This window comes from Streptomyces sp. NBC_00038 (assembly GCF_026343635.1).
GTDB lineage: Bacteria > Actinomycetota > Actinomycetes > Streptomycetales > Streptomycetaceae > Streptomyces.
Genome location: NZ_JAPELQ010000001.1, coordinates 5782869 through 5807102 on the forward strand (window position 1 = coordinate 5782869; position 24234 = coordinate 5807102).

26 protein-coding genes and 1 pseudogene are annotated in these 24234 nt (G+C 66.7%); 17 read left to right on the forward strand and 10 right to left on the reverse strand.

The window, feature by feature from the left end:
- Positions 1–80 precede the first annotated feature (80 nt).
- On the reverse strand, positions 81–665 hold the full coding sequence (locus tag OG219_RS26185; protein ID WP_266830325.1) for a hypothetical protein: 585 nt from the start codon (positions 663–665) through the stop codon (positions 81–83).
- A complete protein-coding gene (locus OG219_RS26190) occupies positions 662–1267 on the reverse strand; it encodes an RNA polymerase sigma factor (protein WP_266830327.1) in 606 nt (201 codons plus the stop codon). The genes OG219_RS26185 and OG219_RS26190 overlap by 4 nt, the downstream gene beginning before the upstream one ends.
- Positions 1268–1473: 206 nt before the next feature.
- On the opposite strand from OG219_RS26190, the gene OG219_RS26195 reads away from it, so the two are divergent.
- The 6 genes and pseudogenes from OG219_RS26195 to OG219_RS26220 form a co-directional block, all read left to right on the forward strand.
- Positions 1474–1623 carry a hypothetical protein gene (locus tag OG219_RS26195; RefSeq protein WP_266830329.1) on the forward strand — a complete coding sequence of 50 codons (150 nt, stop codon included), beginning with the start codon at positions 1474–1476 and terminating at the stop codon, positions 1621–1623.
- A gap of 165 nt (positions 1624–1788) precedes the next feature.
- Complete coding sequence (locus OG219_RS26200; protein ID WP_266830331.1) at positions 1789–1944, forward strand: hypothetical protein; 156 nt, start codon at positions 1789–1791, stop codon at positions 1942–1944.
- A 99-nt stretch (positions 1945–2043) separates the two neighbouring features.
- On the forward strand, positions 2044–3471 hold the full coding sequence (locus OG219_RS26205; protein ID WP_266830333.1) for a hypothetical protein: 1428 nt from the start codon (positions 2044–2046) through the stop codon (positions 3469–3471).
- Complete coding sequence (locus OG219_RS26210) at positions 3468–3665, forward strand: GPR1/FUN34/YaaH family transporter (RefSeq protein ID WP_266830336.1); 198 nt, start codon at positions 3468–3470, stop codon at positions 3663–3665. Before OG219_RS26205 ends, OG219_RS26210 begins: the two co-directional genes overlap by 4 nt.
- A gap of 122 nt (positions 3666–3787) precedes the next feature.
- On the forward strand, positions 3788–4519 hold the full coding sequence (locus OG219_RS26215) for a TIGR02391 family protein (protein WP_266830358.1): 732 nt from the start codon (positions 3788–3790) through the stop codon (positions 4517–4519).
- Between the two features lie 7 nt (positions 4520–4526).
- A pseudogene (locus OG219_RS26220) lies at positions 4527–4676 on the forward strand (IS5/IS1182 family transposase); the annotation flags it as partial.
- A gap of 52 nt (positions 4677–4728) precedes the next feature.
- On the opposite strand, the gene OG219_RS26225 reads toward OG219_RS26220, so the two are convergent.
- The 4 genes from OG219_RS26225 to OG219_RS26240 all read right to left on the reverse strand — a co-directional run bounded on the left by OG219_RS26225 (position 4729) and on the right by OG219_RS26240 (position 8690).
- Positions 4729–5469: a peptidase E gene (locus tag OG219_RS26225; RefSeq protein WP_266830360.1), complete on the reverse strand. Its 741-nt coding sequence runs from the start codon at positions 5467–5469 to the stop codon at positions 4729–4731.
- Between the two features lie 253 nt (positions 5470–5722).
- Positions 5723–6445, reverse strand: coding sequence for a peptidase E (locus tag OG219_RS26230; protein WP_266830362.1), 723 nt, complete (start codon positions 6443–6445; stop codon positions 5723–5725).
- A gap of 158 nt (positions 6446–6603) precedes the next feature.
- Positions 6604–7914, reverse strand: a complete 1311-nt coding sequence (locus tag OG219_RS26235) for a pentapeptide repeat-containing protein (RefSeq protein ID WP_266830364.1) — start codon at positions 7912–7914, stop codon at positions 6604–6606.
- A gap of 173 nt (positions 7915–8087) precedes the next feature.
- Positions 8088–8690, reverse strand: coding sequence for a transposase (locus OG219_RS26240; protein WP_266830366.1), 603 nt, complete (start codon positions 8688–8690; stop codon positions 8088–8090).
- Between OG219_RS26240 and OG219_RS26245 the strand changes: the two genes are divergently transcribed.
- Positions 8640–9476: a hypothetical protein gene (locus tag OG219_RS26245; RefSeq protein WP_266836435.1), complete on the forward strand. Its 837-nt coding sequence runs from the start codon at positions 8640–8642 to the stop codon at positions 9474–9476. The genes OG219_RS26240 and OG219_RS26245 overlap by 51 nt on opposite strands.
- 31 nt (positions 9477–9507) lie before the next feature.
- On the opposite strand, the gene OG219_RS26250 is transcribed toward OG219_RS26245, so the two are convergent.
- The 3 genes from OG219_RS26250 to OG219_RS26260 all read right to left on the reverse strand — a co-directional run bounded on the left by OG219_RS26250 (position 9508) and on the right by OG219_RS26260 (position 10850).
- Positions 9508–10269: a serine protease gene (locus OG219_RS26250; RefSeq protein ID WP_266830368.1), complete on the reverse strand. Its 762-nt coding sequence runs from the start codon at positions 10267–10269 to the stop codon at positions 9508–9510.
- 175 nt (positions 10270–10444) lie between these two features.
- Positions 10445–10636 (reverse strand): hypothetical protein, encoded by a 192-nt coding sequence (locus tag OG219_RS26255; RefSeq protein WP_266830370.1) that lies wholly within the window; start codon positions 10634–10636, stop codon positions 10445–10447.
- Between the two features lie 67 nt (positions 10637–10703).
- On the reverse strand, positions 10704–10850 hold the full coding sequence (locus OG219_RS26260; protein ID WP_266830372.1) for a hypothetical protein: 147 nt from the start codon (positions 10848–10850) through the stop codon (positions 10704–10706).
- 537 nt (positions 10851–11387) lie between these two features.
- Between OG219_RS26260 and OG219_RS26265 the strand changes: the two genes are divergently transcribed.
- The 7 genes from OG219_RS26265 (at position 11388) to OG219_RS26295 (ending at position 16948) form a co-directional block, all read left to right on the forward strand.
- Positions 11388–11747 carry a hypothetical protein gene (locus OG219_RS26265; protein ID WP_266830374.1) on the forward strand — a complete coding sequence of 120 codons (360 nt, stop codon included), beginning with the start codon at positions 11388–11390 and terminating at the stop codon, positions 11745–11747.
- Positions 11748–11929: 182 nt separating this feature from the next.
- Positions 11930–12541, forward strand: coding sequence for a DUF6417 family protein (locus OG219_RS26270; protein WP_266830376.1), 612 nt, complete (start codon positions 11930–11932; stop codon positions 12539–12541).
- Positions 12542–12675: 134 nt separating this feature from the next.
- On the forward strand, positions 12676–13344 hold the full coding sequence (locus tag OG219_RS26275) for an HNH endonuclease family protein (RefSeq protein WP_266830378.1): 669 nt from the start codon (positions 12676–12678) through the stop codon (positions 13342–13344).
- A 1419-nt stretch (positions 13345–14763) separates the two neighbouring features.
- Positions 14764–15366, forward strand: coding sequence for a sigma-70 family RNA polymerase sigma factor (locus OG219_RS26280; RefSeq protein WP_266830380.1), 603 nt, complete (start codon positions 14764–14766; stop codon positions 15364–15366).
- Positions 15363–16028: a hypothetical protein gene (locus OG219_RS26285; protein WP_266830382.1), complete on the forward strand. Its 666-nt coding sequence runs from the start codon at positions 15363–15365 to the stop codon at positions 16026–16028. The genes OG219_RS26280 and OG219_RS26285 overlap by 4 nt, the downstream gene beginning before the upstream one ends.
- 359 nt (positions 16029–16387) lie before the next feature.
- On the forward strand, positions 16388–16588 hold the full coding sequence (locus tag OG219_RS26290; RefSeq protein WP_266830384.1) for a hypothetical protein: 201 nt from the start codon (positions 16388–16390) through the stop codon (positions 16586–16588).
- Between the two features lie 168 nt (positions 16589–16756).
- Complete coding sequence (locus OG219_RS26295; protein WP_266830386.1) at positions 16757–16948, forward strand: hypothetical protein; 192 nt, start codon at positions 16757–16759, stop codon at positions 16946–16948.
- 26 nt (positions 16949–16974) lie between these two features.
- Here OG219_RS26295 and OG219_RS26300 read toward each other — a convergent pair whose 3' ends face one another.
- The gene (locus OG219_RS26300) at positions 16975–18438 is read right to left on the reverse strand and encodes a hypothetical protein (protein WP_323183299.1); all 1464 of its coding nucleotides are present in this window, start codon (positions 18436–18438) and stop codon (positions 16975–16977) included.
- Between the two features lie 42 nt (positions 18439–18480).
- Here OG219_RS26300 and OG219_RS26305 point away from each other — a divergent pair, with 42 nt between their 5' ends.
- From OG219_RS26305 to OG219_RS26315, 3 genes are all read left to right on the forward strand, one after another.
- Complete coding sequence (locus OG219_RS26305; RefSeq protein WP_266830388.1) at positions 18481–20586, forward strand: ATP-binding protein; 2106 nt, start codon at positions 18481–18483, stop codon at positions 20584–20586.
- The gene (locus tag OG219_RS26310; RefSeq protein ID WP_266830390.1) at positions 20579–22870 is read left to right on the forward strand and encodes a WD40 repeat domain-containing protein; all 2292 of its coding nucleotides are present in this window, start codon (positions 20579–20581) and stop codon (positions 22868–22870) included. The genes OG219_RS26305 and OG219_RS26310 overlap by 8 nt, the downstream gene beginning before the upstream one ends.
- A 290-nt stretch (positions 22871–23160) precedes the next feature.
- Entirely contained in the window at positions 23161–23829 is a 669-nt protein-coding gene (locus tag OG219_RS26315; protein ID WP_266830392.1) for an RES domain-containing protein, read from the forward strand.
- Positions 23830–24234: the final 405 nt, after the last annotated feature.

The following is a 24234-nucleotide window of genomic DNA, read 5'->3' on the forward strand; positions in this document are numbered from 1 at the left end:
CTAATCCGGGCACAGGTCGTGCTGTCGGCCGCGTGGGCTTCGGCCTATCAGGCGCCGACTCGCTACAGCGAATCCGTCGGCTAATCGTCCGGCAAGGCAGCCTTGACCGGAACGCAGGGCTTGATATCGCCCTTGACCGCATAGGCGTTGACCTTGTGCGGCTGGGCGTTGCCCTCGAAGTTCTCGAAGACCAGTACGTTGCCCCTGTGCAGGATGATCTCCCGGTTCCACTGAAAGGTGAGGATGGGTACGCGGTCGCCCTGCTCGTCGATCGCCCAGGCCACTGGGTCGTCCTCGCAGACGTAGCCGGGAGCGAGGACGTTCACGGTCACCTGGATGCCGTTCGGACGCAATTGCTTTGCAAGTTCGCGCTGGGCGTCGATGCCGATGTTCTGGTCCTTGACGGTGAGGGTGACACTGCCGTCGTCGTGGCGCTCCACCGCGTACGCCACCGAGTCGGTCGGCGATCCGGGCACGACCACCACGGCGAGTCCGGCCACCGCACAGGCCGCCGCGGCGACGGCGAGCCGGCGCGGAGTGAACAGACGGCGCACGGAGGCATTCGCCTTGCCCGTTCCCACCTCAGCCGTACCGGTCCCGCGCAGCTCGATCTCGCTCTTCAGGCCATCCAGCAGTCGGTCTTCGAACGTCGTCCTCGTGCTCATGCCGCTCCCCTTTTGACGTACACCAGTGATGCGTCCGGCGTCTCCACTCCCGTGGGATCCGTCTCCGCCCGCAGCGCCTTGCGCGCCCGGTGCAGTCGGACCCGGGCCGTGACCTGGCGGATGCCCAACGCAGCGGCCGCCTCCGTGACGGTGAGTTGGTCCACCGCGATCAGTTCCATGACGGCGCGCTCGCCCTCAGGGAGCCTCGCCAGCGCGGCAAGGACGCGCCGCCCCGGGCTCTCCGCGTCGAGCTTGTCCTCAAGTCGGACGATGTCGTCGGCCTCCAGCAACCGCCGCCCGGAGATGCGCAGATCGCGTTCGGCTTCCCGGGCGACCCGGCGGCGCTCCGACGACACGACGTTGCGCGCGATGCCGTACAGCCAGGCAGTCTCGCTGCCGAGGCGCGGCTGGTAGGAGTGGGCCGAGTCGAGAACGGCGAGGAAGATCTCGGCCGTCAGGTCAGCCGCGGTGTGCGGATCGTCGACACGCCGGGCCACGAAACGCATCACCGCATCCACATGGCGCCGATAGAACTCCTCGAAAAGCTGCGGGTCGCGTACCGCCGCGGCGGGCCCACCCCGTAACCGTTCCGCGCCATCCACTGGCGGTCTCCTTCTCATCGCAGGCTTCCCGGTCCTCCTCGTCTGAGGTTCCCCGGAGTCCTTCAAAGGCACTTCACCTGTTCTTGGCTCGAGGCGCGAAAAGCGTTACAGAGTGAACCCGACTGCCGCCGCCGACGTGACTTTGAGTTGTCCCGGCCGAAGCCGCCCGCCGCGCCGCCCTCGCCCCCGACGTCCTGCTGCGGACCTTGACGCGCACTGGCCTGTTGGACTCGCTGAACGAGGACGAGGGGGCCGCCGTCAACCGGCTGCCCGGCTCCGACCCCGCGGCCGCGCTCGCCGTCGACACACTGCTCGCCCCGCGCACACGAGGCCGGCTCCAGCCAGCGACCGGGTGATCGGCGTGACGGGCGACCCGGACACGATTGTCGCCATGGGGAGGACAAGGCTCAACAGCCTGGTGACCGACTCGCTCACGACCAATCCTGGCAGTACACCGCGAGCTGCTCGGCACGGAAGTCGGCGCGACGTTCCTTCAGCTGAAAGCCCAGCCGGCGCTCCAGATGCGGTCCAGCCTCCGGCGCCAGGCGAGCTTCTGCGGCTCGATCGGGGTGAAGGCGAAGTTCACCGCGACCTGGACGGGCGGCACCAGTTCACCGCCGGGCCGCCGGTCGGGGGCGACCGACGCCCAGCCTTCGGGGCTGCGCGCCGAGGTGTGATGCGCATCACGGCAACTGTCGGCAAATTTAGTGCCGGATCAGCCCTCTCCCGCGGCAGGTAGGTGAACAGACTTACCCGAGCAAAAGAGGAGGCCCGAGATGCCTGCGGTTTCAACGCCGGACTCGGCACCGGAGGAAGCCGCTCAGCGGCCTGCCGCAGAACGGTCCGAAGGAGCGGAGTCACCGCTCGTCCCCTCAGCGGAAGGACGGGGCGGGCGCGAGTGTGCGGCTCTCGATGAACCGGTCGACGGACTCGACCTGGACGACGATGTCTTCCCACCACTTGACGATGACGTCCTGGACTCCGGGAGCCTGGCGGACCTGATGGACGCGGCATCCGTGTGGTCGGGCCTCAGCGACTCCCTCCAGCCGCTGGTTGGTCTCAGCACGGTGCTCAGCGAGTTCACCGAGCGGGCGAACGTCGGTTTGGCCCCGGCCATCGCCGGCCTCAATCTGCTGATCCCGAGACTTCCCGACATCGGAGAGATGGTTGGCCAGTCGCTGCTGCACGGGCTGGGCACCCACCGTGCCACGCTGTCGGCATTCGCCGGAGTGAAGCCGCAGGTCTCTTCGCTGTCCCAGACATGGGGCTCGGTACTGCAGACGTCCGTGCTGAACACGCCGGGGCTGTTGGACAGACTCAGCCCGGCCAGGGCGCTCTTGTCGGTGGTCGAACCGCAGATCGTCAGCTGTGCGGGTGTGCTGGGATCGGCCGCCTACCTGTCGTCGATCGCGGTCACCTTCCAGCCGCTGGTCAGTGTCGGTGAATTCGTTCGTCAGTCGCACGTCGGCCTGGTCCCGGTGCTGGAAGGCCTTCCGCATCTGATCCCGTCGCTTCCCAGCCTGGCGAAGATGGCCGGGACCCTGGCACCGCTGGCCGACCTCATCGGCGGCCACGTGGCCGACCTCTTCGCCGGAGTCCGGTCTGTCGCCGACTGGGCGAAGCGGCTGAAGCCGTCCGTCCTTGCCGAGGCCCGCTACGCCTTCGACGCGTACATGGAGGGCGACAAGGAGCCGATGAAGGAGTTCCTGCGCCGCTGCCTGCGCCTGTGGCCGGTGCTGGAGGACCACTGCCAGGCCCTGGCTGTGGCGATGTTCGAGCGGGCCTGGGAGCAGGAAGCCGACCTCGCCGACGACCAGTCGGTGCGCAGGGTCCTGATCCGGTACGCCCGCCAGGGCCGCGACTCCGAGCGCGATCACCAGATCCGCGGTGCCTCGATCGGCTACATCCCGGACGGTTGGGAGCAGCGGGACACCGTGCCCGGGCCGGAGGATCTGGTGATCTCGCGCCTCGTTCCCTGGGCCCAGCAGTTCGAGACCGCCCCCGTGCGGTACGTGGCCGGCCAGCTCAACGAGCAGGAACAGGCCCTGGTCCGTGCCTGGTCGGAGAACCACCCCATGCCGTGGCCCAAGGCATCAGATCTGGTGCAGCAGGATAAGGCGCAAGGAGAGCGGGCCCGACGCAAGCTGATCCGCTCCGGCAACGAGTGGCGCAGGCGCGAGAACAACCGCCGGGAGCTTCCGTGAGCACGCCGGCCGACCGGTCGCAGGAGCCGCTGATGACCGTGCGTGCTGCGGTCATCTTGATGCTGGGTACGCAGGTCGCTGTGGTCGCCGGCGTGCTGACCGTGCTGGCAGGAAACACATGGGCTGTTGCGGTACTGGCTGCTGGGGGTGCCTTCGCCGGCACCGTCGCCTTCGCCCGGTCAGTGATCGGCTGAACCGGGCGCCCAGCGAACAGCGCGCCCAGCAGCCTGCTCCGCTGCGGACCACGGCGTGAGCCGTACTTCGAGAGAAGAAAAAGGAGGCGCCGGTTGCCGGTATCGCGCCGTAGCGTGCGCCCATGAGGTACACGTTCGTACCGCCGGTTCCGGCGGAACAGATCCGGCAGTTGCCCACCCGGGATGTCGCGCTCCTTCTTCTGCAGCACCTCGCCAGCGGGACCGACTATCTGCAGTACGTCGGAACGATGGGTTCGGCACGCCAGGCGTTCCAGGAAGAGCCGGACACGGCCGTACTCGTGAACGGGCTGTCCGACGCCTGGTGCTGGCTGGAGGCGCATGCACTGCTCTCCCGGGTGCCCAGCCAGACCGAAGCCTTCCGCCAGCTCTCGCGCGACGGCATGGAGTTGGCGAAGGACCCGCAGGGCATCACGAGGTTCGAGGCCCGCGAGCGGTTGTCCGGCCCGCTACACCCGGCGCTCGAAGGCACGGTGCGCACCAATTTCCACCTGGGCGACTACGAGACGGCGTGCTTCGCCGCGATGAAGGCGGTCGAGGTCGCGGTGCGAGACGCGTCCGGACTCGAGAACTCCCTGGTCGGCGTGGCGCTGATGCGTGCGGCGTTCCAGCCGCACAGGAGCGGCAAGCCCGGACCGCTCGCCGACGCGGGAGCCGAGGGCGGGGAGCAGGAGGCAGCGTCCGCGCTGTTCGCCGGCGCCATGGGCGCGTTCAAGAACCCGTCCAGCCATCGCACCGTCGACTTCGACGACCCGATCGAGGCAGCCGAGATCATTCAGTTCGCCGATCTGCTGCTGCGGCAGGTCGAGCGTGCCAAGCGCCGCCAGGGCCCGTAAGTCCGGCGCCCGCCGCAACGCACGCGATTACGAACGGCTGCCCCAGCACTCCGAAGCACACCTGAACTGGGCACTCATCACCGTGATGACCCGACGTCTGACCCGAAAAGGGCCGCGGACCAGCCAGTGGACCAAGAAGCCGTCGGCGACCCGCTGAGCTGGGACGATTTCAACGTGAATCGTCTCGCCTCGCGAAGTGAAAGACTTGGTCATCGCCAGGATGCGGTCAGCCTGCGAGGTTCGATGCGCTCCTCCACCGCCCTGGCTCCGCCGCTTTTGACGATGTAGGCGCCCTTACCGGGAGTTTCCGTCACGGCTTCCACCAATTCCGTTCCGCGGTACACCAGGCCGACTCCATCGTCTGTGCAGTGAGCAGTAGGTATGGTGCCGTCCGCCACGAGCTGGTGAGTCAACGGGCGTCGACCCTCATCCGAGTCGTAGTGCACGCCGTTGCCATACGGCAGGAAACCGAGTGCGTCCGTGACTGGGCGCAGTTCCGGCCCGAACGAGTCGGTCGCACCTCCCTGGAACCAGCAGAGGGAGCCCGCACTGACTCCGCTGAGCACGACACCGGCCTGCCAGGCACGGTGCATGATGCGGTCCAGGCCATGTGCTCTCCACACCGCGAGCAAGTTGACCACCGAGCCTCCCATGACCCAGGCCACATCGTGGTCGAGGATCGAGCCCTCGACGTCTTCAAGGTTGGGCATGGGGAACAGGTGCAGAGGCGTCAGGTCGAATCCCGCTATCCGCGCAGCCTCGGTCATGCGGGTCGTGAAGTGCTCGGCATCCCCGATGGCGGTGCCGACGTACATGATGCGCGGGCGCCGACCATGCACGCCGGAGAGGTCGACCGCATGATGCACCAGAGCATCAAACATCACCCTGGTTCGTCCTCCGACTCGATGTCCGCCGGAGGTCGCGAGGATCGTCGGTTCCAAAGCCGTCATGGCCATGATCGTATCGGCGGCATGCTGACGGACCTGGGCAGCCCGCGGTTGAAAAACACCTACTCAGCACTCCGAGGCACACCTGAACTGGGCGCTCATCACCATGATGACCCGGTGCCTGACCCGCAAAAGCCCCCGCACCAGCCAGTGGACGAAAAAGCGACCGACTGCCCGCTGACGGCGGCCTTACTCGGCGGACCCGGTTACCCGCCCCCTCGACTTTCCGCAGCCTGCTGGAAGGCGCTGAGGAGGATCACCTTGCATCAGGAAGCAAGCGGCACGGCAGGGCTCGCTCCGTGGCTCCGTTCTCCCCATCGGGCTCGACCTGATACAGGTGGGCCCGCGGCGTGCGGGTCACCGTTTCCGTCAGGAGGCCGTCCGTGAAGAGGGCACCGACGCCGTCCTCCAGCGCCCACCCCGCGGGGAGCGCGCCGGTGGCTACGGCTGCTTGGTAGGAGGAGCGGCGGCCCGGTTCACTGTCGTAATGCGGGCAGACCGAGCCGGACAGCAGGCCCAGCCCGTCCGGCAGAAACGTCAGCGGCCCGAAGGAGTCGGTATGCGAACCTTCGGCCCAGCAGTTCGCGCCAGCGCTGATACCGCACAGCAACGCGCCGCGATCGTAGGCCTCGCACAGCAGCCGGTCCACGCCATGCGCACGCCAGACTGCCAGCAAGTTCGCGGTGTTACCGCCCCCTACATACACGACGTCTTGAGAGAGCAGAAACCTGCGCAACGCGGCGTCATCGAGCTCCCTCCGGAACAGTGGCAAGACACTGGGCTCACAGGCGCGTGACTGGAACGCAGAGAGAAAATGGTCGAGGTAGGCGGGGGCATCACCGCTGGCCGTGGGGACAAAGCACACCTTGGGCCGAGAAGCGCGTGCGTGACCAAGCACCCAGTCGTCCAACAGGCCATCGTCGTCCATGGAGAAGCCACCCCCGAGGAGAGCCAGACGATGCACGGGAACGACAGCCACGGAAGTGCCTCCTCAGCAGGACGATGCCCCGAACAATGCCGGGCCATCGACTGCCTCCGCAATCGATTTGAACCCCGTTACGTCCGCTGCCTTTTCCACTCACACGCTGTCACGCGGAGCCGGTCAGCTGGGCCACCAATGGCTTCAACAACACCTACTCAGCCAGCGCCCGTCGGGATTGGAAGAGTGCCCCACTCAAATGCGGTTCCGTTGAACCTTGCTCCGCCGAAGTCGAACGTGGTCCTGCTGAACGTCGCGCCGTCGAAGCTGACCATGCCGCCGTTGAACATAGCGGCCCCGAAGCTGACCGTGCCGCCGTTGAAGGTTGTGCTGTAGAACGTGACCGCGGCGCCGTTGAACTTCGCGAGGGCGAAGGTCACGGAAGCGATGTTGAACGATGCGTTGAACGTTGCGCGGCCGAATTGGAGGTTGCCGCTGCTGAACGTCGCGCCGTCGAAGCTAACCAGGGGAAGCACGCCTTCCGCCGGGTCGTAGAACGTTGCCCCGTCGAAGTCGACCGTGCCGCCGTTGAACGTCGCGCCGCTGAAGTCGACCATGGTGCCCTCGAACGTCATGCGGGAGGGGGGCAGGCCGGAGAAGCTGACCGTGCCGCCGCTGAGCGTCGCGCCCTCGAAGCTGACCGTGCCGCCGTCGAACCGCGCGTCGTCGAAGTTGACCGTGCCGCCGCTGACCATCACGTCGCCGAATTCGACCAGGCCGCTGAACATCGCGTGGTAAAAGCTGACCCTGGCGCCGCTGAACGTCGCGCCGTGGAAGTCAATGGATACATACGTGCTGCCGCTCCTGAACGTTGCCTCGCGGAAGCTGACTGTGCCGTTGCTGAACGTTGCGCCGCTGAAGTCGGTTGTGCCTCGGAAGTGGCTTCGTGAGAAGTCTCCACCGTCAAAGGTCGCGCCGGTGAAATCAAAGTCGCACTCGCACCAGGCGGTGGGGGTGCCTGGCTGTCGGAGGTGGTCGCGGATGACGCGGATGATGGTCTGCCGGACTTCGCGTTCGCCCTTCATGTGGCCGGGGGCTGAAGGGTCGAGCTCGTAGGGCATGCGCAGGTAGGCGCAGAGGACGTCGATGCAGACCTGCCGTTGTTCTTCCCAGTCATCTGCGAGGCGGGCAAGGGCATAGACGCCGGCTAGGCGCACGGCCGCTTCGTCATGGCCGACCTGTCCTGCAGCTGTGGTGTAGCGGTCGGCCAACTGGCTGGCGTCGGCGCGGTGCGCGTCGCCCTCGGCAAGGAGCTGCTTCCGGTAGGCGTAGAGACCGGCGAGGACGGCACCGGTCAGGGTCAGGACGGTGACGCTGGTCTTGATGACGTCATTGATGTTGACCGGCTTGCTTGGCCTCTGGCTGGCGGCCGCGTCCGAGAGCAGGGCATAGACGCCGTGATAGAGCCCGAAGCTGAGCGCGCCGACAACGGCGAGAAGCAGCGGGGCGACGCGCCAGAAGGGCCACATGTCGGGGGTGTACCGGCCGCGCGGAGACTTGCGCCTCCGCCGGTATGTCAGTGCCACCTTCTGAGCATGGGGTCACGTGGCTGCCTGCGGAAGCTGTGCGACGTTATGCACTACCAACACTGCCGACCTGACTTCGACTTAGTGGTCGGCTCCGGAAGTCCTTCGGGGGTTGATCAAGCTGCGAGCGCGACGGAGGATTCTTCCTGGTGATCGGTGGTGTGCCGATCGAGTCTGGCCAGCAGATCGTCCAGGTCGGAGGTGGTAAACCTCCACTGGAACGGCTGTGCCGTGGCGTTGTAGCGGTCTTCGAATGCTCGGAGCCGGTTCCGGACCTGGGTCAGGTCTGTGAAGTCGTTGGGCGATATGACCTTGCGCTGCACGATCGAGAAGAAGATCTCGATCTGGTTTGTCCATGAGGCGTGGACGGGGGTGTGGACCATGACCGCGTTCGGAAACGCCTTGGCCAGACGGTCAATTGCCTTCGTCCCGCGGTGAGATGAGCCGTTGTCGACGATCCAGAAGACACGTCTGGCGCTGGCGTAGGGCTCGGTGGTCATGACCTGTTCGACCAGGGCCATGAACGGCGTGATGCCGATGGTGGCCTCGCAGCGGCCGAAGACTTTCGCCCGGTGGACGTCGTAGGCGGCCAGGTAGGCCACGGCGCCGCCGCGGCCATACTCGTGGTTGACGCGCATCGCCCTGGCCCGGCCTGGAGCGAGGGTCGGGTGACATCGGCAGCGGGCCTGGACCGAGGTCTTCTCGTCGCTGGAGATCACGTACTCGTCCGGGCCGAGGGGTTCACCTTCGTAAACGAGGTCCGCCGCAGGCTGTTCGCCCGCCTGGACCAGGCAGTGACCGACCAGAGGGCCGGACAGATGCGCAGACTCCTGGTCCGTGTCAACGCGATCGCCTCACACGATCGCACGGAGGCAGAGGACGGCATCGTCGCCAGAGCGACCGGCTACTTCAACAGCCTTGACCACCCCACGCGGAAGGCGATGGAGGAGGCCGCGTCTGCCGAGCGAGCGGCGACAGAGACGGTCGGCCGGGTGCGTGGTCTGCTCAGAATCCTGCGCCGCTACGACGCCTACTCACACGAAACCCGCTCTCGTGTGGAGGAACTCCTTCGCGCGGCGGCCGCGGCGGAGGACCGTCTGACTGCCGGGCAGACACGAGAAGTCGCCCTCTGGAAGAAGCGCTTCGACGATGGTGCGCCGTTGCCGCCGAGTCCGCTGCACAAGCAGGTGGCACGCCGACACTGGATCCAGAGGACGTGTCCGCACTGTCACGCAGGCCTCGGCAAGGACTGTGTCCTTGCCGAGGGGACCCGCGCCGGCAAGGTGCGCCAGTTCCCCCACGATGAGCGGTTGCAGCCGATCGTGGATGAGCGGAAAGCCCGGCAGACGGCGACTCCGCGGCCGTGGCGCGTGTATGATCTCACCTGCCCGGACTGCGGAGTGGGCTACAACTCGCCCTGCGAGAGCCCGGCCGGTCCGCACCGCACACGAGTCGAGCTGGCCAAGGAGTACAGCCGACAACACAAGCCTCCGCCGACGAAGTGAGCGAGGTCGGTGTGGGCGGCCGACCGTCACGTTAGAGGTACTCGGTAGGAATGGACGAGATCGGCCTCACGACTGTGATCAGCAGGGGCTCATCGCCCACGCTTGAGTTTGCATGGACCACACCGATCACCTTGCCGCTCTGGACGTCGAGCACCGGCGCACCCGAGAGTCCCGGTTGTACGTCGCCATCTACGAAGAAGTCGGTCTCGCTTGTGCCGAGCACGGTCTGGTAGAGGCTGACACGGATACGAAGCGGATCGTAGCGAGAAACGGCATATCCCCGGTAGGGATCCTCGCCTCTGACGGCGCATCCGATGATCTTCACTTGGGTTCCGGAATCGGGAGTAGAAAGCGAAGTGCGTGCCGTCCACGGCCACGCCGCGCTTGTCGACAGGACCGCGACATTCCCGTCCTGGTAGATGACCTGTGCCGGAACATGGTCGGCCTGAATCCGGACAACGACCTCAGCGGCATCAGCAACGATGCGCGCTGCTGTAATCCACCTTCCGGGCCCGATCTGGAACGCCGTTCCGGCTTTCCACGGACCGTCCCCGCCGGCGGCGACCGGCTGCACGCTGTTCTCGGCCGATTTTGCTCGCAGCGGAGGGATCAGCTGACACCAGATGACTTGGTAGCCGCTGAGGACGGCGGCCACTGTCGCAGCGACGGACACCGAGGTCGTGAGCCCGGCGAGCGAGGCGGCGGCGGAGACGACACTGGCGGCCACGAGGATGACTACTGCTGCCGCCGCTTTGATTTCACGACCTACTTGCCTGAGCCGTTCCCCTGTCAACGCGCAGCTCCTCGGTCCGGACTCTGCAGTCGTCCTCTGGTCCATCACCATCATCGCGCGTCAATCGACCGGCAGGTCAAGGCAGCCTCATCCGCCGGTGAGCACCGTGATCCCCGCCGCCCTGGAGTGCCTCCCAAGGGCTGAGGCGGCTTCGCGCGCGGCAGGGATCGTTGCGCTACTTGCCCTTGGCGAGCTGGTCGACGCGCGGGACGGACAGCCCGAGCCGCTCGGCGACCTTGGCCAGGGTGAGGGCCAGGCGGAGTTCGAGCACGGCCTGCTGCCGCACCGCCTTGGTCCGGGTGAGGGGTTCGGCGATCGCCTCTGCCAGCGCTGTCTGCAGCGCGCGGGCGGCCTTGTCCCGGGCCACGGGGTCCTCGAGGCCGCGATGTCGGCGAGGGCCTTGCGGGATGGCCTTGCCGCCTCCCGCGCCGCCCTCATAGCTTCAGGAAGGCGACCAGGACGACGAACGCGGCGAGAACGATCGTCATCGCCGGTATCAGCGACGGGTACGCCACGGCGATCAGCCCGGCGAGCACAGCGCCGATCAGCGCGAGAGCAATGGTGCTGCGGTCGTTCTGCACGAGTCCTCCTGGTCAGAAAAGGTCGTCCACCCGGACGGACAAGCCGACGCTGGCGGATCAGCAGGTTGGCTCCGGAGCCTGTCCCCTTGTCTGCAAGCGAGTTGAAGACAAGGGGACAGGACCGGAGCACGACAACGCCCCCGCCCGGACACCCGGACGGGGGCTTGCTGAGAGGAGTGGACCAGCCCTGCGACCACCATTCAAGAGCTGGTCCCAGCGGGATTGAGCCGGCCGCACGGCGACCGCCGACTCCGGGCACACGGTGAGCTGCCCGGAGCCCGGGGCGAAGGCGACGGCGGTGACGTGCCCGGCCAGCTCGGGGAGGGCCGCCCACCGCTCCCGGAGCCTGGCGACCGCGACCGTGAACCGCAGGCCCAGACGGCGAGCTTGGTGTACGTCTTACCCCAAGGTGTTCATAACGTGCTGGTGACGTACGCATGGGCGCCGAAGGTCCGCTTGGAGCAGGCCCGCGTCATCAGCATGCCCCGCTCCGGCGGCGGAGACCCGTTGTCAGTGCCCGGCGATACGGTCCGCTGTATGACGTCGAACCCTCGCCTCAACACCGTGCGGTGGCTGCTGGAGGTCACCGCCGCCGCGGCGCCCGCAGACCCTGCCGCCTTCGAAGCGCAGCGGCAACTGCTTCGCTCCGTCGCCCAGTTCGACACCGCCTCGCAGACCTGGTGGGCGCGCATCGGCGCGCTCGATGCCCGGGCGCTCGAGGTTCTGCAGCACCTGTACGAGGCCGCGAAGCGGTTCGGGACCGAAGTGCGGGTACAAGCAATTGCCGCCCCGGCCACCTGGAATGGCCCCTGCTTCACCGACCCTGGTGAACTGGCGGCCGTGGCGGCGGCACAAGCCGACCGGGGCCGGTTGTTGGGACAGCTCCCGGTCTCCTGAACTGGGCTGTTCTTCCTCCTCATCTGCGAACTCCTCACGGCCACATACATCGCGATCGTCTGGTCGGTGGTGTTCCCCTGGTGGGCTGGCCTTCCCCGTCTTCGCGCTGTACGAGCGGGTGTCGGCGTCTACGGTCGGCAGCGCGTACGCGTACAGGCGACGGGGATACCGCGGGGGAGTGGATGAGGACCTGGGAGAAGACGCTGTCCGTCCTGGAAGCGCTGGGTGAGCGGGGGCAGGCGGCCGGGCACGGCTGGGTGCTGGACACGGAGGTCCTCCCCACGCAGCGGGAGAACGTCACCGCACTTGAGAAGCACGGCCTGGTGGAGCTGGCCGGACGGGAGGACCGCGCGGAACTGTCGGCGCGGGAGGGCCGGGCGGTGCGATGGGCAGCCCGCCTGACCCTCTACGGCCACGACACCCTCGCCTACGCCCAGCCCCGTCTCCAGCCCGCGCCGTCGCCCGGCGGGACGGACTCGGACCGGCGGCTGGTCGAACTCATTCCGTCGCAGATGACTGCGCTGCGCCATTTCGTCCAGCTCACGGGCCAGCTCCGGGTACCGCCCGCCGACGGGCTGGCCGAGGAGGCCCGGACCGCCTTGTGTGATCACGGGATCAAGCGGTGGCGGCTGTACCTGACACAGGAGCAGATCGAGTCGGTGGCTTACGGGTTCTGGCTGCACCGGATGACGGGCTCCGCCGCGGAGGCCAACCGCTTCGGCCGCGAATACGGCGTCATGTCGTTCCACCCCAGGCCTGAGAATGTCCGCCCCGAGCCGCCGACTCCCCCGTGAGCCGTGTGAGGTCAGACCGCCGTATGGCTGCACGCAGAGGAGGTTCGTTTCTCCGGTATGACTGTTCCGCTCGGTCGGGTGACCGGCCCGTAAGCCGTCATATCTCACCACCCGTCAGCAGCTATCAACAGCACATGATCAAGACTGCTCTGCGGGGCCTCGCGGCCGCCGCCCTGGTCGTCCTTCCCCTCGCCGCCGCCCCGCCTGCTCATGCGGCGGAGATTGTCCCTCTCGCTGCCGCAGTCGACCGTCTGCCCCTGGGCATCGAGTCGAGGGAGGGGTACGAGCGCACGTCCTTCAAGCACTGGAACACCGGCGCGAATCCCTCCGACGGCTGTAATACCCGTGCGGAGGTGCTGATTTCGGAGGCTGTCGAGGCGCCGGAGATCGGCGCCAGCTGCCTGCTGTCCGGCGGCCGCTGGTGGTCGTACTACGACGCGACGTCGGTCACGTCGGCGTCCGGTCTCGATATCGACCACATGGTGCCGCTCGCGGAGGCCTGGGACAGCGGTGCCTCCGCCTGGACGCCGCAGCGCCGCGAGGCGTATGCGAACGACCAGAGGGCGTTGACTTCGCTGGTCGCTGTCACGGCGCGTTCCAACCGGGCGAAGGCGGACAAGGACCCGGCGCAGTGGATGCCGCCCTCCGCCGCCGACGACTCGGTGCGCTGCCGGTACGCCGCGGAGTGGGTCGGCACGAAACTGCGCTGGGGCCTGGCCGCGGACGACGCCGAACTATCCGCCCTGCGGGGCCTGGCCCTCGGCTGCCCGCTCGAGTCCGTGACGTACGAGCCCGCCGTGTAACTCCCGGCGCAGACAGCGAAGAGCCCCGGCTGGACGGGGGAGACCAGCCAGGGCGGTGCGTGGTGGTCTGCGGAGGGCGGTCGCCTCGCGGCGGAAGGCTCCATGGGGCTTCAGCCGGACGATCGTCCCCATGGGCTATAGGTGAGGCCCGGGCACACTGTCCCCTCCGCAGCCACATATAGGTGAACGGTCAAATTCCCCTGCTTGTTCCGCCGTTGGCGCCGGGGACCGGCCAGCATGCCGCCGTCCACAAGATGTCCAAGCCGACGAAGAAGGTCACGGCCAATAAGCCGCCCGCGAAGTAGAAGGCGGCCGCATAAAGACTGGCTCATCCCGGGGCAGGGGGTCTGCTTGAGCCCAGCAAAAAGGCGGACCGTCACCGCGCCGCTCAGCTGTTCGCCGCGGTCGGGTGCGGCATCGGCTGACCCCCTCAAATGCTGACATGCACCCCAGGAGGGGGACGGAAGCCCTGCTGGGGCGTGTACGCGTCACCCCCTGGCAGGTCGCCAAAAACCTTACCCATGTCCTGCGCGGTCTGATGTCCAGGCCCAGTTGGCAGAGGCGCGACAGGACCGCGAGGTGCTGGCTGTGGCAGCGACATGGCGTAGGACATTCGCTCTGGAACTCCGCCCTCGGCGAGTATTTTCTTGATCGCGTCACGGACTTCGCGATCGGCCTCTTGTGGCGAGAGCCGCCGTTGACGCCCAGGCGTCGTCTTCTTGGTTGCCATGATTTGACTCCACTCACGCACTCGGCACTGCTGAGCCCTTCAGTGCACGCGGGCGAAGCTATCGGGAGACCCCGCATCGCCCGCGAAGAGGAGCGCGACAGGTACCAGGCGCCAAACCGCCATGGCTCGCGCGGGCCCTACCTCAACGGTACGCCCAGCTGTCTCCCGGTCGACTGCTGTCGAACTGTTGGTCTGTCCATCCTCTGCTCGGCCCCGTGAAGAGTGGATCGGGCCGTCGCGGCGGCCTTCCAGTCGGCGCGGTCAGTCTCATAAGCGGGCCCGGATCAGCCTGCCGTTGCTGGGTCACCCGCAGGGGTGACGGTGGATCGGTTCTGCGCACGGACGGTCGGCGGTGACAGAAGCGCGTCGCTGGACGTCTGTACAGAAGCGTGCAGAGTGTGACGTGTGCCACGAGACAGACAATTCTTGAACGGTGAACCGTTGGGCAGAGCCCGGTTGCCGCAGCTCGCAGTGTGTGTGACGAACACATGACCCCACATCGCACTCACGTTGCGTTCGTCCCGGTGATCGTTGAGTGATGTTTTTCGAGGGGTGCATGAGTTTCGGGCCCGGAAAATCGACAGGGTGGTGCTGAGAGCCCAACTGGGTTCTTGCCGGGGACAGTTGCCCCGCGCTGGACACCACCGGCCTCAATGAGGAGGCCCGGTGCTCGCCCGCATGGAGGATGCGTGAGCAACGGGGACGTCGACACCGATGTATCGCCCCAGGACGGCGGCCACGGCCAGCCCGTCCAGGAGCCCCCTGATCTTCCCCTGGACTACGAGGCCTTCTACCTGGGGCATCAGGAGTTCTTCCACGACTTCGCGGAGATCCACCTCGGCACTCGCCGGGCCGCTGAGCACGTCGTGCACGAGGTGTTCCTGGAGATACTCGGAGGCTGGGACGGACTGCTGCAGCAGGGTGATCTCGAACAGCAGACGCTCGCGGTCCTGCACCGCTGCGTCACCGGCCGGCTGCAGGAAGACGGCCGCCCGCCAGCGTTCGTCATCAACGGGCCGATCGCCCACAACCTCCAGGCGGTCCGCAACCAGCTGGAGATCACCACCAGCTCCAACGGCCTGTACGAGGCGATCCTCGAACTGCCCACCCGCCAGTTCACCGTCATCGTCCTGCGCTATCTGCTGGGCTACCGGACCAAGCAGATCGCCCGCTACATGGGCCTGGACTCACGCACCGTCGACTACCACGGCCGCAAGGGCCGCGAGCGGCTCCGCGTGCACCTGCGGCTGCCGGCCGCACCGAGCAAGAACAAGAAAGGGGCGGCGCAGTGACCACCGTCGACGAACTCCTGGCAGGCGCCCGGGTACCCACCTCCGGCCGCGACGGGTTCGACGTTGGCGCAGCCCTGCGCCGTCTCGCCTCGGACGCCGCCGCGGCCATCCCGAACCCGGACATGCTGCGCGCCACCCAGGCCGCCCAGCGGCTGTCTGTGGTGTGCCGCTGGATCCTCAACAAGCCCAGCGCGGCCGACCACGTCGACCGACTCGCGCAGGAGCCGGACACTCCTGCGACCGAGGACCACCTGGACGTCGACGGCGCCCTCGTCTTCGCCTGCCTGCTCTATCTGACCGACCACCGAGAGAGCGCGCAGTTCTGGTGGCAGCTCGCAGCCGGGGCCGGGCACCGTGCCGCCGCGTACTGCCTGCACCTGCACCACCTGGCGCTCGGTGAGACGCGAGAAGCGCGGCACTGGCTCCACGAGGTCACCGACGACGTCCTGGACTCCGAGGCCCCCGACAGCGCCTTCCTGGCCACCCTGGAGGCCGTCGCCATGTACGTCCGCAGGACCGGCTCCAGCCTCGCCAGTCCTCCCACCGGAGGCCTCGAGATGGAAGTCGACCGCCTGGCCACCTACGCGACGGGCTCGTGCATCATCGTCCGCCGCCCCGACCGGCGACTGGCCGACCAGCTGTACGACTTCACCCGCCGCTGACGACCGCAGGTCAGGCAACCCTCGGTGCGATCGGACGGCCTTGAGGTCCCTGGTTCGCAGCTTGTGAACGCCTGCTGGCGGCGCCGACACCACTGCCTCGGACCGGTGAGAGGGTTTCGAGCCGTGCGAGTGCACCTGTGGCGCATCTCATGCAATCGCGGCCAGCGTGCCGTCTACCTGCGGTCTTCTTCAGCTACTGCTAGCTGGAGGTATAGACGGCCTGGCCGATCAGTGGCCATCGATAGGCTTCCCCGCACACGCAGAAGGAGCCCTGCATCCCCAACTGGTTTCTCAGGCCACGATGTTGGGAGGGCTCCCTGCGCGGTGTTCCAGCACGCGTACAACGAGAGGAACTCCGTATGGAGGAGAGTAACGCGAAACGCTGGGCGAGGAACCTGGCCCGCGTGGACAGGTGGCGCAAGAACACCACCTGTCACCTGCAGAAATGGGCTGACCTGCATGGACAGGATGCCCAACGCCAATTCGTGCAGGGCGCCGCGTCCAGGCTCGGTAGCGGCGCAGTGACCCTGCTCATCCTCTGGTGGGAGACCCGCCGCTGACGGCCCATCGGCGGGTCCACCAGAGGTGGTGGGCCCGCCGTAAGGCCGCATCTCTCGCCCTGTCGTGTCGACGATCAAATACGTGATCGTCGACAAGAAGCGACGAGCACTCTTCGATGGGACCTCCGGGGCAAGACATCGGCCATTGAGGAGGCGGTGGGGCGGAAGATGACCGCCCTTGAGGAGGAGGTGGCCCGGTTTCGCAAGCAGGTGGGGGCGCTCAAGCGCGAGGTGTCCGATCTCCACATAGATCTCGCGGCGGCGAACCGCGTCCCGCAGAGCGACCAGGACGCACACGCCGACCGACAACACCCCGAAGAGATCAGTAACTACTGTCATACGAGAGCGCTGCTCGGATGAGAGATGGCGCCGGTTGGCTGGGCTCGTCAGTCGTCGAGCGCGTCCTGGCCGTCGGGACCTGAGAAGACGAGCTGCGTGACGATAGGCCCGTAGTCAGCTTTGGCAGTGACGCGGTAGAGGCCCGGGCTCGGCAATGTGACTTTGGCACCGAGCTTGTCGTCGTCGGTGGCTTCGAATAGCACTGCTGTCTCCCAGTCGGTGTCCGTTGCGGCGACAGTGCATTCGACTTGGGCGGGGTCGTCGGTGCCGGTGACGATGCAGTCCCAGGGGGTACCGGCGGGGGCGTAATCGGGCACGTTGAGGCCGATGCCGTCCTCGGCCTGGTCGGGGCCGAGGTGGTCGTCCTCAAGGAGGAAGTCGGCGATGACGCGGCATGCTTCGCGGCCGTTGGCGATAGCGCCGTGCTGGGCGAAGACGGGGATGGCGCGGCGGGTGAGGGAGGCTGATTCGCGGTGGACGGTGCCATCTCCCCACACCTGGTAGCGGCGTGGTGCTCCATTGACATCGCGTTTGACGGTGTCGTCGGAGTCGGTGCGGAAGCAGTACTCGGAGGCGATGACGAGGCCGTTGATGATCTTCATCGACTGGACGGTGTTCTGGCGGATGCCGACGACGGGGCGGTGGTGAGGCAGAGGCTGGGTGTAGAGGGTGGTGAAGAAGTCCTCAGCGGCCTTGGCCAGGTCCTTGTCGCCTCCGAGGTCGGCGACATCTGAGGGGGTGAGGCGGCGGACATCAAGGGTGTCTTCCAGGCAGAGGAAACGAGGGAGGAGCTCGTGGACGGCGGGCATGGTGGCGGCTGCGGTGGCGAGGCGGCCGTGGGGCAGTGGCAGGGGTCCGCCCTGGATGGCGTTGAGGATGTTTGCGGCGACGACCGAGCCCTGGAAGGGGGTGCCGAGTGTCATGACTCCGCGGGTGTCGGCCGGCAAGTCGCTGTCTTCGCCGAGGGTGAGGGCGGCATAGGTGACCAGGCCGCCCATGGAGTGGGCGATGAAGACCAAGCGGGCTGGGCGTTCGTCGACGGCTTGATGGCGGGCGGCGATGTGGGCGGGATGGGCGAGCCAGCGCTGGAGATGGTCGCGGGCTTTCTGGGCGAGCCTCCGGGCGTTGACGGCGACGGGCAGGCGCCAGTCGTAGGGGAATGTCATGATCGCGTCGCGATGGGCGACGGTGTCTTCGATGGTGCGCAGGAGTTTGTGGTAGGGCTCGATGCCGCGGAGGAATGGGCTCCAGGCCGGGGTCTGCAGCAGACGGGGGGCCTGGATGCGGCTGTAGTCGCCGGCCAGTTCGGCGGGGGTGAGCTGGAGCGGAGTGATCCCTCTGCGGGTGAGCCAGGCTTTGGCGAGCCAACCGGTGTTGGCTAAGCCCCAGATCACCTTGTCGGTGGAGGTGTCATAGAGCTCGCTGCCCATGATGCCGGGGACGACGACGACCGCGTCGTGCGTGACTGCCGGGGTCAGACCGGGTGCCGCGTGCGGTGCTGGATTTGGCAAGGTTCCCCCCAAGGGTGAGTTCATGGCTGTCACACTAGTGACATGCAACACACGGGGGATGAAGTTCTGCAGGACCCTGCGTTAGCGGGCGAGGACCTGTCGACCCAGCGCGTCCTGCTCGCTTTGGCGGTGCGCGACTACGGCGATGATGACGATGCCGACGCGTTTGCCGAAGGCATCGACCAGCAGCTGGATATCGTGCGTGAGTGGTGGCAGACGCCGGGCCCACTGCCGGCATTCCGGCAGGTTCCGCCCCCAGAACTGAAGACGCGGGACGACATTGAGAACTTCCTGCGGGAGCAGGATGTCAGAGAGCTGAGTGGTCGCGCGCTGCTGCTGTTCGTGACGGGACACGGCATCCCGGGCAGGTCGGATACGCATTTTCTGCGGCTACCTGCATCGGTAGAACAGCGGCCGCTTGCCACGGCGGTGCGGACCTCGGACATCATCGCTGCGGCCCTAGACTCACATGTCGACAATGTGCTGGTCATCGTCAACACCTGCTTTGCGGGCAGCATGCACGCCGAACTCGCGGCATTGCACAAGGACATCCGGCACAGCCGCCGGCGCAAGTGCAACCTCGATGTCCTGGTCACCTGCGGTCACGACAGCAAGATCCAGGTTTTGCGGTTCCCTACGCTGCTACGGGCCGCTTTGGAGCGCTTGCGCCGCAACGCCGGTATCACCACTCCGCACTTGAGCGTCCCGGATTTCATGGCCGAGTACGCCCGTGGGCTGCGGGAGGATGAGGAACGGACGTTCAAGCTGCAACGCCTCGTCGACGGCGGCGACTACCAGCCATCACCATGCCTGCCCAATCCCGGCTATGTGCACCTGCCAGAGGTACTCGGTGCGGCGCAGCGGCATGAACCGCTGGCCGCAGAGTACTGGCTGGACCGGGCCACGGGCCGGACCCAGGAAAGTGATCAGGGCTGGTACTTCCGGGGACGCAAGAAGCTGAACCGGGCCGTCGCGTCGTTCCTTGGCCCAGAGTCCCTGCGGGGCGTATTACTGATCACCGGGTGCGCGGGCAGCGGGAAGTCGGCGGTGCTCGCCAGGGCGGTGACCTTGAGCGATCCGGTGTTCCGTAAAGAGCCTCTGTACAAAATGGCCCAGGACTCGACGCCGCAGGACACACTTCCACCGGAGGGATCGGTGACTGCCGCGGTACTTGCCCGCCATCTGGATGCTGCGCAGGTCGCTGCCGACCTGCTGCACGGCCTGGGCGAGAGACCGGTGGCGGTGGGGGCAACCAGCGATCCAGCGGAGGTGTGGTCGCGGCAGATCCAGGAGTACGTTCGGGCCTGCGGACAGACCGTGACTATCGTGCTCGACGGACTTGATGAGGCAGAAGAGCAGCTCCGGATCATCGGGGATGTACTCGCCCCGCTGGCGCCGTTCTGCCGTCCGCTCGTGCCGGGGCAGCGCCAGGAAGAAGACGCCGCAGCAACTGCGCCGGCAGTGCGGCTGCTGATCGGTGTGCGCTCCAGCCGGCCAGAAGGAAGCAGCTCGGGTGGCGCAGTCAGTGACGAGCTGGGTCTGCTGAGGACGCTGAAAGACACGTTTCCAACCGCTTGCGTGCAGCGCACTGACAGCGACAGCAGCAAGGACGATATCGCGGAGTACATCGCAGCGCTGATCGGTGATGCCATGGACGCCGCCACCGTTCAGGACGTCGTGCCCGCGGTCGTCAAAGCTGTCTGGCCCTCGTTCATCGACGCAAGACTGGCAGGAGATCAGCTCCGCAGCACCACGGACCCGATGACGCTGGCGCTCAGCGAGGGCTGGCACACAAAACTCAGGCGCGGTATCCGGGGGTTGCTGCAGCACGATCTGCAGCAGGTCCAAGGCCTGCCCCCAGACGTTGCCCTGGCGCTGCTGCAGGCCGCGGCGTATGCCAAAGGGCAGGGGGTGCCCTGGGGGGAAGTGTGGCCGACCATCGCCGGTGTCTTCCTGGTGCCGAAGCGGCTAGCGGCTGAGGAGTGGGACACCATGATCGAGAAACTTCTCAGCGGAAGGCTCAGCGGCTATCTCGCGCATGCCGTGGAGGACGACCGGCGTGTCTACCGGCCCGCGCACGAGGAACTGGTCGACGTGCTGCTCGACCCGGATGCAGGCCTGCTGGCATCCGGGGGACGAAATGTCTGAGAGTGCCGACAGCCGCCATACAGCAATTCACCGTGAGATTGCTGCCGCGCTTGCCGGGCTGGTTCCTGCTGATCCGACTATTCCCCCCCACCCGTATCTGCGCCGGCATCTAGCCGAGCATGCCGCAGACGGTCATGTGCTGGATGACGAGCACGTGCCGCCGGCCTTGCTCGCTTGGGAGACCAGCTCCGAGGTACGCCGGCTGCTGGCGACGGATGGCAAGAGGTCAGATAGGCGGCAGTGGCTGCAGGCTTGGGCCATGGTGGAGCAGTTCGCACGTCACGCGGATCCGGTGTCCCGTCTGACCAGTCTGCAGTTGTCCCACTATGCTGCGGCCTCACCGCCACGAGCCGGGGCAGAACCGGTGGTGCCGCCGCGGACGTTCAACGCGTCGCCTGTGACTCCGTTGTGGAGCCATTACGCCAGCCCGGTGCCGGCATGGACCACCACGTCCAGCGATGTGACGTCGCTCGCCACAGTGGAGAGCGCAAGCGGAAAGGCCACCGCCATCGCTGCCGGCGACAAGGCCGGAACTCTCCGCATCCTGCGACTCAATGGGAGTCTGGCCCATGCCCCCATCGAGGTACACTGGGGTGCCATTAGCCACCTGATGCCACTCAGAGGCGGCCTGATCATCACCGGGGGCACGGACGGCTGCGTCGCCGCCGTGGACGCGGTCCACGGCCAGCTCATCCGCAAGGTCGTCATGTGCCGGGAGCGTACTTGGGTCAGCTCCCTCACTGCCTACCAGCCCAGTGGACACCTGCCGCTCCTGCTTGCCGCGTTCAGCGACGGTCATATCCGAGCCTTCGACCCGGGACGGTTCCAGACCCACACCCTCGCGCTCCCTGAGCTCCAGGACTCCTCCGCAGTCATGTGCAGCGTCCAGATGCCTGATGGGCATGCATGCGTGCTTTTCACGCAGCGCGGCACCGTGAACTGCTTCGATGGCCACACAGCCTCCCTGCACTCCCGCCACCCAGCCCGCGTCCGTGCCCTGCTGCCTATGCCCCAAGCCGGCCAGTACGCCGTGGCCGACGAAGACGGCAACGTGTCCCTGTACGACCTGACGGCCACCGCAGGCGAGTCGGCGCCCATCGCCACCGCGTGCCACGCCGCCCCCGTCACGGCCCTGCTCGTCACCTCCCTTGACCAGCGGCCAGCCCTTGTCTCGGCAGCAGGCGACGGCACACTGCGCCTCTGGGAGATCCCGAATCTAAAACCCATTGAAGGAGCCTTGCCTGCGCACACGGCGCCAGTCACCGCGATGACCCGCTTAGAGCACGGGGGCCGGGACCGTCTCTTCACGGCGGGCGCAGACCGCATCGTGCGCAGCTGGTCAGTTGACCGCCAGACCTTCAGCCTGGCACCGAAAGCCTGGAATCACGTCACCGCCAGCGCCCTGTCACCTGCTCCGGCACGCCTCCTTGCCGCAGCACGGGCGTCGCGAATCGTCGTCTGGGATCTTGCGGCCAACAGACACCGAACCCTCCTGAAGGGCCGCAAAGTTAGCGCCCTGGCCTGGCCCCGCCAGCAAGGCCGTCTCCTGCTGGCTGCAGCCTTGAGTGACAACAGCATCGTCTGTGCCGACCTCGACACCAAGCGGCAGACCGGGCCTGTGCTGCGGGGCCACTTCCTGCCGATCAATGCACTGGTGGCATTGTCGACTGGCCGGGGCGAATTGCTGGCCAGCGGCAGCGCTGATGGCCGGGTCTGCGTGTGGGATCTGCAGACAGGAGACATGCTCAAAGACTTCGGCCACCACAAGCTCAGCGTGCGCTGCCTGGCCACCCAACGCTCTGCGGGCAGGACCCTTCTCGCATCTGGCGGAAGCGATGGCGCCCTACGCGTGTGGGACATGGACGGCCTCAGCCAGTACGGGCGAACGATCAGGTGTGATCAGGACATCATCAATGATCTCGCATTCGTCCACTGGCGCGACGGGAGACTGCTCATCGCCAGCGCGGGGCAGGACGGCACCTTAAAACTGTGGGACGTGGAAACAGGGCGCGCCGCCAGCGAGCTCACCCTCAACGACGGTGAGCTCGGAGCTGTTACAGCCCTGCGCCTACCGCTGGAGAGAACTGTTCTCGCAGTAGCGGGCAGGACGAGCATCCACCTCTGGGACGCAACAGCCGACCGCCACTTGCTGCAGATCGTGACCGGCGCGCCGCTGCGCACCCTGAAGACGGTGCAGGATCCCGATGGTGCGGCGTCCTCGATACTGCTGGCTTCTGGCGAAGCAGGGACCATGGCCTTCCGCCTCCACCATGATCAGCTGTGAGGTCCGTGCGCCGCCCCATTGCACCAACGCTCCGCCTGTGCGCCGCCCAACGTCCCTCCTGGCGGCGGACACACCGGATCGCGTAACGAGAGAATCTTCAGCCACGTTGGTCAGACATCCATGCCCTGACCACCCCTGCCAGTGCGGCACGAGTGAGGATCCATGACTGTTGCGTTAGTCGGCCCGCCCCCGGGAGTTGATGCTGCAGCGCGCCCTTCGACGGACGCAGTGCAGCAGGAAGGGAGACAAGTCAGCAAACAGGAGGGGCGCCAGCGATGACCATCCCACCCGTGACTCTGACGGCCGCCCCGCCTGAGGGCGTGTGGCGTCTTGGCTGGGCCCACAATCCTGTCGAGTACAACCGCGTGGAACCGGACACTTTCGAGGGCTCGGCAGCTGGCCTGTACAGCCTGTACTCCTACAGCACGCTCTACTGCGCTTCGACCCCGGCGGGATGCTACGCAGAAGCTCTCGCCACCTACCGAATCGGCCCCAAGATCCGGGAGTTGATGGGTAACGCTGGCCTCAACAAGCCGCATCTGATGGCCATGGGCCACATCCCCTCAAGCTGGCGGGAGGAGCGCATCCTGGTGCGTCTCATTCCCGCTGGCCGGACGCAGTTCCTCGACATCGAGACAGAGGAAACCCGGGCCGTACTGGCCTCTGACCTCAAGGAAGAGCTCAGTGCCTTCGGTGTCACCGGGCAACTGGCCGACAACGTCCTGCACGGCCCGGACCGGCGTATCACACGCCAGATCGCCGCATGGGCCGTCGCCCAGCGCAATGCAGACGGCCACCACCTGGTCCAGGGAATCACCTTCCGTTCCGGCTATGGAGGACGACGCTGCTGGGCCATCCTCGGTGACACAGGACTCACGGAGGTGGAACGTTGCGCCATCCGGGTGGAGGACGTTGCCCTTCAAGAGGTGGCCAGCGAGTACGGACTCACCGTCAGGTGAGCAAATTGCGTCGCTTGGCCGTACGTACCGTCGCCCGATCAGGTTGTCGCGCGCCCCCGGCGTCACACTTCTGCAACTTGATGCACCGTCACAAAAGCGCAGCTCACGGCGTCACACAGGCAACAACTGGTGGAATTTAAGAGTGTTTTTAGGGTGGAAAACCGTAGAGTAAGTACACCCTAAACGGGTACTCTTTCGTCAACGCCACTGAGGAGTAAGCATGTTGACCAACAGCACCTTCAAAGCGCGCCACTTACCAAGAAGCGCACAGCGGTGCGAACAAGGCACCGCGAGCGCGTCCCCCATCGTCAGGGTCTCCTCCAGGCCGAGGTGGTGTGCTGCCTCCAGCAGCCAACCGGACACCGGCGACCGCGGCACTGCTCACCACAGCCGCTGCGGCTTTCA

Excerpts from the sequence above, each read along its gene's own strand:
- OG219_RS26305 (WP_266830388.1), top strand. The coding sequence starts at position 18,481 with ATGCAACACACGGGGGATGAAGTTCTGCAGGACCCTGCGTTAGCGGGC.
- OG219_RS26310 (WP_266830390.1), top strand. The coding sequence starts at position 20,579 with ATGTCTGAGAGTGCCGACAGCCGCCATACAGCAATTCACCGTGAGATT.
- OG219_RS26265 (WP_266830374.1), top strand. The coding sequence starts at position 11,388 with ATGACGTCGAACCCTCGCCTCAACACCGTGCGGTGGCTGCTGGAGGTC.
- OG219_RS26270 (WP_266830376.1), top strand. The coding sequence starts at position 11,930 with ATGAGGACCTGGGAGAAGACGCTGTCCGTCCTGGAAGCGCTGGGTGAG.
- OG219_RS26205 (WP_266830333.1), top strand. The coding sequence starts at position 2,044 with ATGCCTGCGGTTTCAACGCCGGACTCGGCACCGGAGGAAGCCGCTCAG.
- OG219_RS26235 (WP_266830364.1), bottom strand. The coding sequence starts at position 7,914 with ATGTGGCCCTTCTGGCGCGTCGCCCCGCTGCTTCTCGCCGTTGTCGGC.
- OG219_RS26185 (WP_266830325.1), bottom strand. The coding sequence starts at position 665 with ATGAGCACGAGGACGACGTTCGAAGACCGACTGCTGGATGGCCTGAAG.
- OG219_RS26215 (WP_266830358.1), top strand. The coding sequence starts at position 3,788 with ATGAGGTACACGTTCGTACCGCCGGTTCCGGCGGAACAGATCCGGCAG.
- OG219_RS26295 (WP_266830386.1), top strand. The coding sequence starts at position 16,757 with ATGACCGCCCTTGAGGAGGAGGTGGCCCGGTTTCGCAAGCAGGTGGGG.
- OG219_RS26200 (WP_266830331.1), top strand. The coding sequence starts at position 1,789 with ATGCGGTCCAGCCTCCGGCGCCAGGCGAGCTTCTGCGGCTCGATCGGG.
- OG219_RS26275 (WP_266830378.1), top strand. The coding sequence starts at position 12,676 with ATGATCAAGACTGCTCTGCGGGGCCTCGCGGCCGCCGCCCTGGTCGTC.
- OG219_RS26290 (WP_266830384.1), top strand. The coding sequence starts at position 16,388 with ATGGAGGAGAGTAACGCGAAACGCTGGGCGAGGAACCTGGCCCGCGTG.
- OG219_RS26225 (WP_266830360.1), bottom strand. The coding sequence starts at position 5,469 with ATGACGGCTTTGGAACCGACGATCCTCGCGACCTCCGGCGGACATCGA.